Source organism: Methanoregula sp. (genome assembly GCA_041645435.1).
Classification (GTDB): Archaea; Halobacteriota; Methanomicrobia; order Methanomicrobiales; family Methanospirillaceae; genus Methanoregula.
In genome coordinates, this window is sequence record JBAZQB010000006.1 from 32,348 (window position 1) to 48,488 (window position 16,141).

At 51.5% G+C, this 16,141-nt stretch carries 14 protein-coding genes; 11 read left to right on the plus strand and 3 right to left on the minus strand.

Features of this window, described 5'->3' with window-relative positions; translation table 11 throughout:
- The first annotated feature begins 105 nt into the window (after window positions 1-105).
- Window positions 106-807, plus strand: coding sequence for a class I SAM-dependent methyltransferase (locus WC593_12420; protein ID MFA4825948.1), 702 nt, complete (start codon window positions 106-108; stop codon window positions 805-807).
- Here WC593_12420 and WC593_12425 read toward each other — a convergent pair.
- On the minus strand, window positions 804-1,772 hold the full coding sequence (locus WC593_12425; GenBank protein MFA4825949.1) for a lysylphosphatidylglycerol synthase transmembrane domain-containing protein: 969 nt from the start codon (window positions 1,770-1,772) through the stop codon (window positions 804-806). The genes WC593_12420 and WC593_12425 overlap by 4 nt on opposite strands.
- Before the next feature lie 112 nt (window positions 1,773-1,884).
- On the opposite strand from WC593_12425, the gene WC593_12430 reads away from it, so the two are divergent.
- From WC593_12430 to WC593_12450, 5 genes are all read left to right on the plus strand, one after another.
- The gene (locus WC593_12430) at window positions 1,885-2,856 is read left to right on the plus strand and encodes an EF-Tu/IF-2/RF-3 family GTPase (GenBank protein MFA4825950.1); all 972 of its coding nucleotides are present in this window, start codon (window positions 1,885-1,887) and stop codon (window positions 2,854-2,856) included.
- A gap of 97 nt (window positions 2,857-2,953) precedes the next feature.
- Window positions 2,954-3,523 (plus strand): LemA family protein, encoded by a 570-nt coding sequence (locus WC593_12435; GenBank protein MFA4825951.1) that lies wholly within the window; start codon window positions 2,954-2,956, stop codon window positions 3,521-3,523.
- 13 nt (window positions 3,524-3,536) lie between these two features.
- Complete coding sequence (locus WC593_12440) at window positions 3,537-5,363, plus strand: DUF2207 domain-containing protein (protein ID MFA4825952.1); 1,827 nt, start codon at window positions 3,537-3,539, stop codon at window positions 5,361-5,363.
- Window positions 5,364-5,484: 121 nt separating this feature from the next.
- The gene (locus WC593_12445; GenBank protein MFA4825953.1) at window positions 5,485-6,072 is read left to right on the plus strand and encodes a PPC domain-containing DNA-binding protein; all 588 of its coding nucleotides are present in this window, start codon (window positions 5,485-5,487) and stop codon (window positions 6,070-6,072) included.
- 49 nt (window positions 6,073-6,121) lie between these two features.
- Window positions 6,122-7,960: a YgiQ family radical SAM protein gene (locus tag WC593_12450; GenBank protein ID MFA4825954.1), complete on the plus strand. Its 1,839-nt coding sequence runs from the start codon at window positions 6,122-6,124 to the stop codon at window positions 7,958-7,960.
- A gap of 209 nt (window positions 7,961-8,169) precedes the next feature.
- Here the strand turns inward: WC593_12450 and WC593_12455 are convergent, their stop codons facing one another.
- Both WC593_12455 and asnB read right to left on the minus strand, forming a co-directional pair.
- On the minus strand, window positions 8,170-9,519 hold the full coding sequence (locus WC593_12455) for a mannose-1-phosphate guanylyltransferase/mannose-6-phosphate isomerase (protein MFA4825955.1): 1,350 nt from the start codon (window positions 9,517-9,519) through the stop codon (window positions 8,170-8,172).
- Window positions 9,520-9,631: 112 nt separating this feature from the next.
- On the minus strand, window positions 9,632-11,467 hold the full coding sequence (gene asnB / locus WC593_12460) for an asparagine synthase (glutamine-hydrolyzing) (GenBank protein ID MFA4825956.1): 1,836 nt from the start codon (window positions 11,465-11,467) through the stop codon (window positions 9,632-9,634).
- A 473-nt stretch (window positions 11,468-11,940) separates the two neighbouring features.
- Here asnB and WC593_12465 point away from each other — a divergent pair, with 473 nt between their 5' ends.
- From WC593_12465 to WC593_12485, 5 genes are all read left to right on the plus strand, one after another.
- Entirely contained in the window at window positions 11,941-13,215 is a 1,275-nt protein-coding gene (locus tag WC593_12465) for a hypothetical protein (protein ID MFA4825957.1), read from the plus strand.
- Window positions 13,216-13,226: 11 nt separating this feature from the next.
- The gene (locus WC593_12470; GenBank protein ID MFA4825958.1) at window positions 13,227-13,904 is read left to right on the plus strand and encodes an ABC transporter ATP-binding protein; all 678 of its coding nucleotides are present in this window, start codon (window positions 13,227-13,229) and stop codon (window positions 13,902-13,904) included.
- Window positions 13,901-15,112, plus strand: coding sequence for an ABC transporter permease (locus WC593_12475; protein MFA4825959.1), 1,212 nt, complete (start codon window positions 13,901-13,903; stop codon window positions 15,110-15,112). Before WC593_12470 ends, WC593_12475 begins: the two co-directional genes overlap by 4 nt.
- A gap of 10 nt (window positions 15,113-15,122) precedes the next feature.
- Entirely contained in the window at window positions 15,123-15,458 is a 336-nt protein-coding gene (locus WC593_12480; GenBank protein ID MFA4825960.1) for a hypothetical protein, read from the plus strand.
- A gap of 261 nt (window positions 15,459-15,719) precedes the next feature.
- Entirely contained in the window at window positions 15,720-16,094 is a 375-nt protein-coding gene (locus WC593_12485; protein ID MFA4825961.1) for a hypothetical protein, read from the plus strand.
- Window positions 16,095-16,141: the final 47 nt, after the last annotated feature.

The following is a 16,141-nucleotide window of genomic DNA, read 5'->3' on the forward strand; positions in this document are numbered from 1 at the left end:
CCTCGTTAACCCACTCTGAATTCACGTCAGTTTTAAAAAATACTGATCCTAAAGGGGATATAGAATACAGCATAATATGTTCACCATCAAAATGAGGGCGGGCTGATGGGACAAGAGGTTTGGGAAAAGGTCTGGACAAAGAACCTTATCGTTAGTGATTACAGTCTGAAGTATCTCGATTTCATGCAGGAGATTGAACTGGCACTTCCCGAAAGATCCATTGTTCTTGAAGCCGGGTGCGGGACCGGTCAAACCCTCTCCCCCCTCTCAAAAAAGTACGAAACCGTTGGTCTTGATATCTCGCAAGCTGCCCTGAACCTTGCCCGCTTAAATTGTAAAAACCCCGTACTCGGGAGCATTTTTGAGATCCCATTTAAGGAAAATACTTTTGATCTCGTTTACAACTCAGGCGTCATTGAGCATTTTAAAGACCCGGATAATGTTGCCGCAATAGCGGAGATGGCCAGGGTGACCAAACCCTCCGGCAGGGTTATCATTATTGTCCCAAATACGTTCTGCCTATGGTATAAAGCGGGAAAATTCGTTGCGGTTATTATGAGAAACTTTGAGTTCGGGTATGAAGAAGACTACTCCCCAAAACGTTTGAAAACCGCTGTCCGAAAGGCAGGGCTCGAGATTGAAAAGACATTCGGTCTCCAGGCACTCCCCCCGCTTGCAACAAACGATCGCGAAATTATCAGCATGGGTTTGCGGAAGAAGGTTGGTCTCATTGAAAAGGCGTTTCCCTGTAAACAATACTATGCCTACACAGTTGGGATAATTGCCAGGAAACCTGACAGGAATTAATTCAGCTCTTCCGGGATGGTGACCGGGTACCGGAAATAAACACCGGCGCCGATCAATGCTACGAGCCAGTAGCTCATGAACAGGTAGAGCAGTGAGAAGGCCACTGCCTGTTCAGGTGATATTCCCTTAAGACCGAAAAGGAATATCAGTGCCACATCACGGGTGCCGATACCGGAGATGCTTATCGGGAGCAAATCGAGCAGGCTGAGCACGGGTATAACGAGTACAAAGAAAAGAACCCCTGTATCAATACCTATTGAGAGTGCCAGCAGGTACCCATAGAGGAAAGGCGGGATCCAAGAGATGATTCCGATACCGATGCTGGAAAAAAACCGTACCCGATCGTGATAAAATGTGAATAATCCCGTGAAGAAATCATCATAGTAGAGGGTAACCTTACTCTTGAGGTGCTTTGGCACAAAGATATTGAAAAAGGGTTTGAGAAGAGCAGACAGAAGCGGCCTGTTGAGTACTATATACACTCCTGCTAAAATCCCTGTAATGATAAGGATAATGGTGCCGATAGATAGGATCTCGATATGATAGAAAACCGAGAATCCGTAAATGCCAATAAAAGCTATGGAAAACAACAGTATTATATCGATAAGACGATCGATGACGATGGTGGAAAGTGATTTTCCCAGACCGCAGTTTTCATCCGTTATATACAATACTTTTATGAAATCCCCCAATTTTGCCGGCGTGATCGTCGAAAAGGAAAAACCGACAAAAAATGCCACAACGCTCTCCCTGAGCGAAAAGTCTGGTTTTACCGAGTTTACAATAATTTTCCACTTCAGGGATTTTAATACAATTGCAATCCCGTTTACAAAACATGCAAGGATAAGGAGCAGGATATTGGTGTGAGCAATAATCTCAATCAGGGTATTAAGGTTTATTCGGGAAAGAATTATGAGAAAGAGAGCGATTCCCACAAGACTTAATAATTTTACACTGCTCTTCATTTGTTCCCACAACTGTCTTCCGGACAATAATTAGTTTTTGCGATAAAAAAAATATCAGATTTCCTTTTTGATCCTAAGTCCTAATAGCGAGAATGAATAAACTATTGCTACTATGTCCAATCTCACCGTCGCAATCCTCGCCCCTCCCGATTATGCCAAAGATCTGGGAAAGAAGGGCACCGTAAGCGATATCACCTTTTATAACCTGAAGAAAGGTGATGCTACTGTCACCTTTATCGAACCGACGCGGTACCCTGAGAAGCTATCCTCATTGTTTTACACCGTATCCGTTTCTGAAAGGGTGGTTCTTGTCGTTGATGAGATCAACGCCACCTTTGGTGAATGTGTACTGATGCTCCAGTGTGCCGGCAAGTCCAGCGGATATCTCATCTTAAAAAATTATATCACCCCGGATCAGATCGCCCCGCTCATCAAAGGTACGGTCCTTGAACACTACGAGGTAATTGAGGAAGATATCGTCGGGCTTCGCGAGAGGATGCTTGAGATATCCGTAAAACAATCCGCCCACCACAAAACGCACGACGCGGCAGGAAAAGGATCTGTACCGGTGGACTCCCATTTCAATGTAAAAGGAGTCGGCGTAGTTGTGCTTGGCTTTGTGGCCCAGGGAATTATAAAAAAGCACGACACGTTAAAAGTCCTCCCCACGGAAAAAACCACCCAGATCCGCTCCATCCAGAAACACGATGATGACTCCGATCATGCGATAACCGGTGAACGGGTTGGACTCGCCCTGAAAAATATCGAATCCGAAGATCTTGACCGGGGTTTTGTCCTGACCAACGATCCCGCAATAAAATACGCCACCACCATTTCCGGAAAAGCCCAGCTTGTGAAGTACTGGCCAGCCCCCCTCAAGGAAGGCATGGTGCTGTATGCCGGCCACTGGATGCAGTTCCTTCCCACCCGGCTGGAAAAAATAACCGTAGAAGGGGACTGGAGAATGCCGACCATTACCTTAACCCTGGAAAAAGCGCTGGTGTATCCTCCCGGTGCACGGGTGGTGCTGCATTACCTCGAAGGGGGCAAACTCCGCGTGGTTGGTTCGCTCACCCTCCCATAATATCTGTCACTTCTTCCCCCCCCAATTTTTTGCTTTTTTTCTTTCACCCTCCCCATGATCTTATCTTCAGGAACGATCATCACTATTCTGAGTAACAATGTTTGAGAGTCTTATTGGATGGATTATCCCCGGAATTATCGTCCTTGTGATCCTTGGACTTATCCTATGGGCAATCGGCATTTACAACCGGTTCGTCACGCTGAAGAATTCATCTGAGGCGACCCTGGGCCAGATCCGGGTTGCCATGAAGAAGCGACTGGACATGATCGAGCAACTCCTCGGTTCCGTGAAGAGCTACGCCAAGTTTGAAAAAGAAACCTTTGAACGGGTCACTGCCATGCGGGCGAGTGTTGCCACTGCCAATCCCGGTGACTTAAACAAGGTCGAAGCGGAATCCCGATCTATCTTCGGGCGACTTCTCGCGGTAGCGGAAAATTATCCCGATTTAAAAACTTCCGGCACTGTCATGAGTATGATGGATTCGGTGAAAGGGCTGGAAGACGAGATCGGTCGTCAGCGGTATACATTTAATAACATCTCGCAGGAATTCAACACGATGATGGACACGATACCTTCCAACATCATTGGAAAATTCATGGGGCTCATAAAACTCGAGTACCTGCAATTCGAAGAGGCGATCGCGACCCCCCCGAAGATAGAATTCTGATGAGGCAATTGTCGTGAGTGAAAAAGGTCAGCTGGCTGCGCTTGTTATCGGGGGACTTATCCTCGGGATAACAGGTCTGCTCATCGTTACCTTGATACCTCCCCTTTTCGAAGGGGATCTCGCGGTTGATTCGTATGAAGCGACCCTTTCAGAAGACGGGATCCTGCAGGAACACTATACCTACGATGTCTCATCACCGGGGGAGTACCGTATGCTCTATCGCACATGGGAAGCCCCTCTTGTTTTTGAAAGCAGTCCTAAGGAACCTTCAGTTAGTTTTGTCTCAATGAACCCGCCCGGTTTTACGACAGGGTATGCAAAGAATGACAAGGGTGCCGTCAAGCTTACCGGTGGTGTCGGAGCCAACGAATCGAAGTCACTCATAGAAATCCTTGCACAAACCAACGAAGTGGGAATATTCAATCCCGTTTACTTTTCTGCCGGGAAACAATCGGTTGATTACACCTATACCCTCCACCCCCCCGTTGAATACGATGCGGCTGCGACCCATCTCAACCTGAAACTCGCGGGTGAAACCCACATCCCGTACCGGTCGGTCAGGATCACCGTGCCTGCAAATAACATCGAACAGGTGTATGCGTACCCCCCCTCTCTTACAACGCAAAAGGCCGGAACCCGTTACATTATCACGGGGAATGCTGAGGCCAATGAGATCATTGCGGTTGAGATGGTGGGAAATGCACAGGGTTTTTCCCAGATCAAAGGTTTCCGAACCGAAGTTAAGGATATTCGGGGCCAGGCCTCCTCTGCGAGCTTCTGGTATAACGCTCCCTATACCCTGTCGATTCTGCTGAGCATGATTGCGAAGGTGGCTGTTATTCTGGTGCCGCTTCTCTTCATCGTAATCTACAACCGGTATGGCAGGGAGAAGGAGTTCACGGTTCCCGCGTACCTGAGTACCCTCCCGTCAACGGCGCTGAAACCCTGGCAGGTGAACCTGCTCTTTAAAGGCGATGCTCTCGATTTCGATGACGATGGGTATTACGCCACGCTGCTCGATCTCCACCGGAGAAAGATCATCTCCATAACCGAGAAGGGCGAAGGCAAAGGTATCGAGATACGGGTGCTCTCAACAGCAACCACCGATTCCTATGAGCTGCGGGTGCTCGGGTTTATCGGGCTCGTATCGGAGAACGGTGTGCTGGACACCGATTCGATTGCAGCGCTCGCGACACGTGCCAAAACGGTCAGCAGTGCAGAAGAGAAAGCCTTGCAGTACCAGCGATCGCTTACTGATGTCACCAGCAGGGTAGACACCTCGCTCGCTAACCAGTACATTGTGGATGGAAGGGAACATATCGTACCCTTTGGATTTGTCGCCATGGTCCTGTTTGCAGTCACGCTCATCCTTGCCATGGTTATGCCCATGCAGTCGTATATCCTGTTCCCCGCTGTTGTGCTGTGGATTATTGTGGTTGTCCAGACAGCGATTGCATTTGCTGCACCGTCAACGTTATTCGGGCACTGGAAGGACGACCGGTATAAAGAGAAGCTTGAGTGGGATGCATTCACCCACTTCCTCTCGGACATGGCCATGATCCAGAAGTATGCACCCGCAGATCTCTCCATGTGGGGCGAATGGCTGGTATACGGTACAGCGCTCGGGGTTGGTGATAAGGTAGAGCGTGCCATGAAGACGCTGAAGATCAGCATCCCCGAAACCGGGGTCCCGGTAGGGGTTATGGGTATGAACGCGGCGTTTATTCCCCTCATGCATTTCAGTCCCCCGAGTCACGGTGGTTCCGGTGGGGGCGGCTTTGGCGGAGGAGGGTTTGGCGGTGGCGGGGGTTTTGGTGGCGGTGGAGCCGGAGGTCGGTAACTTTAACCTTTTATTGATAAACAGGTCACCCTTTATTAAACTCCAAACTCCGCCAATGGACAGTCATGTAAGATATAAACCCGCAGAAACCATATGAATACCAAAAAAGGAATCTGATCATATGCAATATACGGAAGGTCAGCTCGGCAGGGTCTTCGTCGTGAGGATCGATGATGGCGAAGATATGCTCGTCTCGCTGCGTCAGTTCATTCTCGACAAAAGCATTCAGTCCGGCTCGATCACCTTCCTTGGTGCCCTGATGAACGGGAGAATGGTGACTGGTCCGGAAGAGCCGGTCATACCCCCCGTTCCGCACTTTGTGATGTTTGAAGGCGGCTGGGAAGTATTTGGGATCGGCACAATCTACCCGGGCGAAGGTGGCCCGCATATCCACTACCACGCTTCGGTAGGCCGTTCAGGGCACGCACTCACCGGTTGTCTCAGGGAACAAGCCACAACCTACCTGATCATTGAAGCAGTCATCATGGAGTTCACCGGTCTTAAAGCCCGCCGGGAATTTGATCAGAAGACCCAACTCCACCTTCCCGTCCTCGGCGATAAGGGGGATGCCGTAAAACTCACGGATTTTGAAAAACCCGCCGGAAAAAAAGAGGAAGTGCATCCCGTAGATAAAAAGGAAGAGAAGGATGATCTTCCGGGCGGGCTTGCAGATATTATCCGGGACCTGACCCGGCGCCCGCCACCATGACTGAAATAATATCTCTTAATATGAACACCCCCCATCCCCCGTTTTCGTCATGACCCGCCAACCCCCTTTTCTTCCCATGTCCGTCAAAGAAGCGGAAAAGCTCGGCATCCGCCAGTTTGATATTATCCTTATTACGGGTGATGCTTATGTGGACCACCCTTCGTTCGGGACAGCCCTGCTTGGCAGGGTCCTCTGGGATGCCGGGTATTCGGTGGGGATTATTGCCCAGCCCGACTGGAAGACCGACGGCGATTTTACTGTGCTGGGAAAACCCCGGCTGTTTTTTGGGATCTCGTCCGGCAATGTCGATTCCATGGTGAATAACTTCACCCCCAACCTGAAAAGGCGGAGTGATGATGTCTATTCTCCCGGCGGAATTCCCCGGCGCCCTGACCGTGCCACGATAGTCTACACCAACAAGGTGCATGGGCTTTTCCCGGACACCCCTATCGTAATCGGGGGTATCGAGGCAAGCCTGAGGAGGTTTGCCCACTATGATTACTGGCAGGATCGCGTGCGCCAGGCACTCCTTGCTGACGCCCCGGCCGATCTCCTTGTCTTTGGTATGGGCGAGCGCCAGGTTACTGAGATTGCCCGGCGGCTTGCTGCCGGTGAACCTTTAGCATCCCTCCGGGATGTGCGGGGAACCGCGTACGCCATGGAGGTTGCAGAATGGCGCAGCAGACGTCCTGAGGGTGTTGTCGAACTGCCCGGGTTTACGGAAGTTTCCCAGGATAAAACTGCTTACGCCCGTGCGTTTGCCCTGCATTATTACGAGCAGGATCCGGTGCGGGGAAAACCCGTTGCCCAGCCGCATCCAAAGACGGTCGTCATCCAGAATCCCCCGGCACTCCCGCTTACAACTGAAGAGCTCGACACTATCTACGAACTCCCGTTCAGCCGGAGGTCACATCCGTCATACAAACAACCCGTGCCCGCTCTGGAACCCGTGCAGTTCTCGGTAACCAGCCACCGGGGGTGTTTCGGAGAATGCTCGTTCTGTGCCCTCACTCATCACCAGGGCAGGATCATCCAGAGCCGGAGTACTGTTTCTATCATCAGTGAAGTGACCCGGATGACGAAGATGCCGGAGTTCAAGGGCATTGTGCAGGATGTAGGCGGCCCTACGGCGAACATGTACAGCCTCTCATGCGAGCAGTGGGAAACCTATGGAGCCTGCCGGAACAAGCACTGCACCCCCACCTGCAAATCCTTAAAGACGAGTCACAGGAACCAGTGCGAGCTTCTAAGGTCTCTCCGGGAAATCCCGGGAGTGAAAAGGATCTTCATCGGCTCGGGTATCCGGTATGATCTTGCTCTAGCCGACGATGCAGATTATCTCCGCACGATCTGCGATCATCACGTCTCCGGGCATCTCAAGGTTGCACCGGAACACATAACAAAAAAGGTGACCGGGATCATGAACAAACCGGATCGTGCAGTCTTTGACCGGTTCCGTGAACAGTTCGAGACGCTCCAGAAAGGAAAAAAGAGCCGGCAGTATCTCCTTCCCTACTTCATGTCAGGACATCCCGGCTGCACAATGGCAGACATGATCGAGCTCGCGCTCTACATCCGCGATAACCGGCTCTACACGGAACAGGTGCAGGACTTTACCCCCACGCCAATGAGTGTCTCCACCTGCATGTATTATACGGGGCTTAACCCGTTCACGCTGGAACCGGTGCATGTGCCCAAAGGCCAGGAGAAGAAGATCCAGCGGGCACTGATGCAGTACCGCGATCCCCGCAACAAGGGATTCGTGATCGAAGGGCTCAGGGCTGCTGGCAGAACCGATCTTATCGGCACCGGAAGCGATTCTTTAGTTACTGCAGAAGATCGGGGAAATCGTCAATTCATGACAAAATATCCCGGAACGAAAAAATAACCCGGATTCAGCGTCTTTTTTCTGACAGCAAAACCCGCTCTTACGTATAGCATTATACGGTTTATACTAAAAAATACGGTTTTTATGGTTTTTTCCTGACCGTTTGGGAAAGAATGATACGGTTGGGAAAAACATCCCGAAGGATTTCAGAGTCTCATCAGAACAATAGGGGATAGTTGGATAAAAGTCTGACGAATTATGCAATCCTTTCAATCCCGGCCGTAATCGTCCTCAAACCGGACGATGTCATCCTCTTCAAGGTACTCCCCCAGTTGCACCTCGATAACCTCAAGCGGGATTACACCGGGATTTCTCAGCCGGTGTTTCATCCCGCTGCGGACAAAGGTACTCTCCCCTTTCCGGAGCAGCCGTGTCTCCCCATCGAGCTCGACTTCTGCCGTACCACTCACCACCACCCAGTGCTCGCTCCGGTGATGGTGAAGCTGGAGTGAGAGTTTCTGACCCGGTCTCACCGTCACTCGCTTGATCTTATAGATCCCGGACTCTTCGAGCACGGTATAGGATCCCCAGGGTCGATGCACCTGCCGGTGGAACCGGGTTATCGGATCGTCTGCCTTGTTATACAGGCTGACAAGTTTTTTCACCTGCTCGGTGTGCCGGTTATCGCAGATGAGGAGTGCATCCGTAGTATCTACCACGACCAGATCGTGCACGCCGATGAGTCCGACATGCTTTCCTGAAGCGTATACGTAGTTGTTTTTTGCTGAGAGATACTCTGCCTTCCCCACGTTGCCCTGCGCATCATGGTGCCCGACATCGTACAGTGCCTTAAATGTCCCGAGATCGCTCCATGGAGTGTCAAGCGGGACCACCGCTACGTGCTGTGAATGCTCGAGCAGTCCGTAATCGATCGAGATGGACTCAAGGTTTGCATAATCGGGAATTGTACCGGGAGAGAATGCAGCGGAGATATCCGGGCAGTGCTGTTTCAGCTCTTCAAAAAAACAGCCGGTGGACAGGAGGAATATTCCGCTGTTCCAGAGATATCCGCTCTTCACATATTCTTCTGCGGTTTTTTCATCGGGTTTTTCCCTGAACGCATCAGCAACATTACCAACCGACAGGGGTTTACCCGGTTTGATGTACCCATACCCGGTGTGGGGTGATGTGGGTCTGACACCGAATGTCACGAGATACTGGCTGGCAAGCGGTTCTGCTGCCCGGATCGGGTCGAGGGCTGCATCGTCCAGCAGGTGATCGCTGGGGAAGACAACCGCTGATGCCAATGGATCGTCTGCCCGCACTCGTTGCATTGCCCATGCAATGGCGGGCAGGGTATTTTTCCCCGTGGGTTCTGCGAGGAGATGATCTTCCGGCAGGGAATAGCCCAGTTCTTCGAACTGGTTCTGTACCAGATAATGGTAGATCTCATTTGTAACAACGTAAATTCCATCAAATCCCGAAAGCAGGGCTGCCCGCTTACAGGTCTTCTGGAAGAGTGAATGACCATCCAGCTGGATAAACTGCTTGGGATAATACTCCCGGGAAAGCGGCCAGAGTCGTGTCCCGACACCCCCGGCAAGAATGATGGATTTCATGGGTCACCGTGATCCCGGAAGGTGGTGGTAATTAAACCCACCGGCGGGATTGTATCACATAGATCTGTCCAGAGACACCATTTATAGGATTCGATCCCGTCGGGCCTGCATATCAGGAACCGGAGGATGTGATGACCGGCATATCAAAAAATTTCCTGAGCCAGAGTTCAGTACAGATAATCCTCCAGATCTCCGGCGAATAGGTGGATTTACCCTCAAGAAACGAAAGATAGTTCCGGACAACCGCATCCGCATCCCAGTACGGGCGTGCATGGAATTCCCCGGAGCTGAGCAATTCGAGCGCGAATGGGCGAAGTGCCTCTTTCATCCAGACTTCTTCCGGCGTGACAAAACCCATCTTGTCCATACGGCACCGGATTGACTCAGGGACGATTCCCCGGATGGCATTCCGGAGAGCGATCTTTGTGATCCCGTTCCGGATTTTCTGGTCGAGCGGGAGTGATGCCACATACTCCACGAATCGCACATCGAGATAGGGAACCCTCGACTCGATCGAGAACGCCATGGCGTTCCGGTCCTCGTAATGGAGGAGAGCCGGCAGGTTGGTGCGGGTCAGCTCGCGGAGCAGCACCTCATCAAGCCTGACCCCATACCGATATACAGGTGGTGGTGTGCACTTCAGGAGCCCCCGGCGACCTTTGCGAACCAACAGTTGCTTTATTGCCAAACCAAAAAAGCCATGATGGTGCTTCAGGCTTCCGATGATCTCCCGGAATCCGGTCAATACATGGAACGAGCGGAGGAGTCCCCCGATATAACTGCCCTGGTACGCAAGGTATCCTGCCATCAGCTCATCCGCCCCCTGCCCGTCGAGAACGACCTTGACCTGCTCACGGGCAAGCCGCATCACGCAGTACTGGGCATAGATCGAGAGCGAACCGAACGGTTCGTCCTGCATATAGACCAGCCGGTCGATATCATCCCAGAGCTTCTCGGGAGAGGGTTCCGTACGATAGGCATCCACCCCGGTTGCCACAACAATCTCGTCGATATGCCGGCTCTCGTCAAATCTTTTGTCGGAGAAGACCACGGAGAACGTCTTCTGCCGGGCCCCGACACCTGCCGGCGCCTCTTTTCGGATAATCCCGTTGATGATCGCGGTAAGTGCGGACGAATCAATGCCCCCGGACAGGCAGGTGCCGACCGCGACATCGCTCCTGAGGTGGATGCTGGTTGCATCGTGCAGCAGGATACGGAGTTTCGATGCCACTTCCGCGTCAGGCACGTTGTCATGTATCTTCGCGTTGACCTTCACATCCCAGTACCGGAACGGCGGTTGGGCCCCGTCCTTTGATACCACCATCGCGTGGGCGGGCTTCAGCTGGAAGATCCCGTCAAACATCGTCCGTTCGGAGTGATCGAGTACCCCCCATGCAAGATACGTACCCAGCGTAGCATCGTCGGGTTTCGTGCCGATTGCCGGGTGAGCGAGCAGCGCCTTGATCTCTGACGCGAACAGGAACGAATCCCCGGTCTTTGCGTAATAGAACGGTTTGATCCCGAAGCGATCCCGGGCACAGAACAGCTCCTGTCGCCGTTCATCCCAGAGTGCAAAGGCCCACATGCCGTTGAACCGGTTGAGGCACTCGTGCCCCCATTCCTCGTAGGCATGGAGAATCACCTCCGTATCGGATTTTGAATGGAAGCGGTGGCCTTTTCCGATCAGCTCCTCGCGGAGCTCGACAAAATTGTAGATCTCACCGTTGAAGACAATCCAAAGGGTGCCATTCTCACTGGTCATCGGCTGGAGCCCCTCGTTCGAGAGATCAATGATCGCGAGCCTGCGGTGGGCAAGCGCTACCGGACCACTGATATGGAGTCCCTTACCGTCTGGTCCCCGGTGGGCGAGCCGTTCGGACATGACTGAAAGGAGCTTTGTGTCCGGCTCTTTCCCGTCAAGACAGTACTGCCCAGCGATACCGCACATTATGGTAAAGGTGGGTGGTTCGGGATTAAAAAGATGTGAGGGTTCCGTGTTTTTCTGAACCTCACCCGGGAAAGGTGTAACGCAGCGAAAATTGTGTAAATGACGGGAGACCAAGTGGAAGGGCCGGATCTCTCTGGGGAAGATTACACCCCGTTGTCCTGCTTACGACACTTATGACGACAAGGATCCCCACCGGGAGGAAATAATATTTTTGGGAGGAAGGCACGGGATGAGATAACGAGATCCTCTCTGGCACGAATTGCATTTCAGGCATATAGTGAACTCCCAAGTGAAACGAATCCTGTTTTTCGTCAATAATACTCCCGCCCCCATGATGCGAATATAAGTGGCCCGGGAAACATCGTCATGAAGACTACCCCCGACAGGGGAATTTTAGCAGAGAAACGAAGGCTACCGTTATAAAAAAATGTGTAATGCCTTTTGGTTCTTTGCCCGTGAACAAGGGAGAAATCATGAAGAAAAAATCCGCCATAATCAGCATAGTCCTCATGTTGCTGATGGTATTTTCAATACCAATCGCAAGTGCCGCCACTACAACCTCATCGATGTTGTATGTATCCTCAGTAACCATGGACCCTGCAGTGCTCTATCCTTATGAGCAGGGTACCGTTTCAGTAACGCTGGGGAACTCCGGTAATCAGTCCGTCGGACTTTCTAATCCGAATCTCATCAGCGATACTCTCACTATTGACAAAAAGGATTCCTGGAATACAATGAGCTATATCGCATCCGGTTCTACGATAACCTATTCATTCATTGTCTCTGCAAATCCACCCGACAGCAGCCATTTCTCTCTGTTCTCGGTAGAAACGAAAGATGGCGATATTTTCCATTACCCAATCCTCATTACCGTTGATTCAACGGATCTCATGGCGAGTATCTCCGATGCACCCAGTGTATATCCTCTTGCAATAGAAAAAACAGTCAACCTGAGTATCGTCAATCCCCGTGATGGAATTATTGATAATATCTTTGTTACCGCATCCGGCAGTGGCATAAAAATCAGCCCTTCCGAAAAATATGTCAGTTCACTCGATGCACAAAGTTCTGTCGTTGTCCCCTTTACCGTGACTCCCGGCCAGTCCACAAACTTAACCTTCCATATCAGTTACCAGAGCGGAGACGTCGATCATTCCACGGATGTAATCCTACCCATCAACATCGGGAACGACAAGACTGCTGCAGTGCCGGTTGTCAACAATGTTGCCCTGACAACCAAAAGTTCGTACTATGACCTGACCGGTGATATCACCAATACCGGCATCACTGCTGCAAAAGGTCTCACGGTCACGGTTGGATCCCCGGCAGAGGCAACAGGAACGTACGCTGAATACGCGATCGGCAGCCTGGCCTCCGATGATTCCGGAAGTTTTGAAGTGACATTTAGCTCTTCGGATCTCTCATCGGTTCCCCTGTTAATGCTCTGGAAAGATTCAGAGGGGAATGACTACCGGGTCACCAAGATGCTCAACCTCGGATCTGCTTCAGGTTCTGGCGGTAACAGCACCGCATTGAAGACCTCAGGAAGTACCGGCATGGGATCCGGCGGTCCGCAGGGCATGGGCGGTGCTCCTCCGGGAATGGGTAGCACCAGCCTCTTCTCCGGCAGCGGTATCAGCGGTATCAGCTCGTTCTACCCGGTTATTGCGGCGGGAGTCCTCGTTGTCGTCGGAATCGTTCTGTATACCAAACGCAAGTGGCTCACTGCAAAATTCAAGAAGCAGTGAGGGGATCGGCTATGATCACTACCCCGCTTATCCGGTTTGCGGATGTCAGCAAGGTCTACCACTTAGAAAGTGGCGACTTTACCGCGCTCAACCAGATCTCCCTTGAAATCGATGAGAACGAATTTGTCGCGATCATGGGACCCTCGGGTTCCGGAAAGTCAACGATGATGAACCAGCTCGGCATCCTCGATGTCCCGACATCGGGAGAGTTGTATATCTCGGGAAGGAACGTGGCCGGTTTAACCGCGCTTGAACGGACGCACATGCGCAGGGATACGATTGGGTACATCTTCCAGAAATTTTACCTGATCCCCCTGCTCTCTGCGTATGAGAACGTGGAATACCCGCTGATCCTGAAGTACAAGAAACGGGATGAGTCCGGAAAAGCCACAGCCATGCTGAGTGCCGTGGGATTTGATGAGGCCATGAGTGCCCACCGTCCTACCCAGCTCTCCGGTGGCCAGCAGCAGCGCGTGGCAATAGCCCGGGCCCTGGTCAATGACCCGAAGATCCTGCTCTGCGATGAGCCGACCGGCAATCTTGACCGGAAGACCGGGTACCAGATCATGGATATTCTCTGCAGTCTTCACCGCGAAGGAAAGACAGTCATCATTGTGACCCATGATCCGAAGATTGCGGAGTACGCGAACCGGACAATCACTCTTGAAGACGGGAGGATAGCAGCATGAAAGATATATTCTTTGATCTCTCCGTCAGGAGCGTTCGCCTGAATTTCCTGCGCTCTCTCCTGGCCTCGATTGGCATCGTGATCGGTGTTGTGGCAATCTCTTCTATGGGGATGCTGGGGACCAATATGCAGCTCCAGGTAAAAGACCAGCTCTCTTCAGGTGCAGATACTATCGTCATCACCGCAGATGCGGTCAGGATGGGTCCGCCGGGATCCAGCTCTTCGTCATCCACATCCTCATCAACGGGAATAACAAAAACGCAGCTGAATAAGATCAAACTCGCTGCGGGAACGACGAGTAAGATTGTGCCAATATATTCGACAAATACCGAATTCACCCTCTTATCCACACCTGGCAGGAGCTCGGTCTACGGGATCGACCCGGATGACATCACAAAGTTCCTCACGATATCGAACGGGACAAACATCGAAGGTATAAATGATGCTCTTGTTGGATCCACCATCGCTACAACCTTCAATTTAAAGATCGGCAGCAGGATCAAGATCGGCAAGGATACCGATGAGTCCCGCCCGGTGGTCAGGGTCGTCGGAATCCTCGCTGAACGGGGAATGTCTTCGGACAATGTGAATACGGATAATGCAATCATTGTTTCCAGTGACTGGTATACGAACCAGTATGGCGGGAAGGACGTCTACAGCCAGGTAAACGTAATTGTCAGGGATATTAGTACGATCACGGATGTGGAAACTGCTATTGACACCAAATTGAACACCAATGAAAAAACCCCTGCGGTGAGGATATCGGATGCCAGTTCCCGGATTTCCAGTATCACGTCATCACTGTCTTCGATAACTACGTTCATCCTTGCGATCGGCGGCATCTCACTTCTGGTCGCTGCCACGAGCATCTTCAATGTGATGATGATGTCCGTGAATGAGCGGATCCAGGAGATTGGGATCCTCCTTTCCATCGGTACCGAGAAAGGTGAGGTGCGCCGGATGTTCCTGTATGAAGCGGTCATCCTGGGAATTCTGGGTGCAGGAATTGGGGGAATGGGCAGCCTTATTATCGGGTACTCGGTGGTGAGCTACATGATCGGCACTACGGAGTTCTTCTTCCTCCCAGAGAGTATTGTCTATATCCCCGTGGGTATGGCGTTCGGTCTTATGGTCTGTATCCTCTCCGGTGTCTACCCCGCATGGCGGGCATCGAACATGGACCCGATTGATGCACTGAGGAGCGAATGAACAAATTGTAATGTACCCAGGGGCGGAAAACCAAGATGTCCGTTTTATTAAAATACTATTTCCTGAAGGTTGTCTCGAAGATAAAACACTCCCGGAAAGTAAAACAGAAAACAATTTCGAACCGGAAAAACAAGAGCGGTGTGGAGTAAGGGTAAAAATATCAGGAAAATACCCTGAAACGCGCAACCATACATTACATTATCGACGCAATAATGCTGGTTTCTGCCCCCCCTCTTTTTTACCAGCACCCGATTACCATGGAATTGTCTGGCCCGGGAATGCCGATTGTCCGCAGGATGATAACAGATCCGCAAAAGTTCAATTATTACCCGTATCCGGGGAATAGTTCACTTCTCGTATGGTTCGAATATATATTAATCGACGGTTATTGGGATGCAGGATGATCCCCTCCACAGGGAATCGTTAAAAAAAGTTCATGAACCGATCAGGCTCTGTTCGTATTCGGGCGCTATTGGGTGCAATTTACATTAATCACACGATCAACATCCGAACACGTGAACAGAGCCCGGGAATGAAAAGATGTTGATACAAATGCCGGTTATCAGCACTAATGATGCAGGGCCGGCAATTTCAGGAGATGAATCAGATGAAAAGAAGCAGTATCATCATGTTGATCGCGTCAGCAATTCTCGTTGCGGGAATGCTGGTTGCAGGCTGTACCCAGGATACCGGGAGTGCAGCCGGCCAGACCGGAAGTACCCCCTCCGCAGGACAAGCACAGACCGTTGGACAGGGGCCGGCAGGAGATTCCGGTGGAGTATCGTCATCAGTGACATACGGCCAATCTGGCACTGGTGACAAGCCGCAGTTCAACCAGTCTGCCGGGCAGAAAGGAACGCCGCCTGAGGGAGTGCAGATGAATGGCACCCGGCCCTCAGGAACACCACCTGATGGTATGCAGATGAACGGAACACGCCCGTCAGGCACCCCGCCATCCGGCACGCCACCCTCCGGATCATAGTGCCGGGACAATCCGTAGAGAAACGGAGGAAGAACACGTCTGGTGTA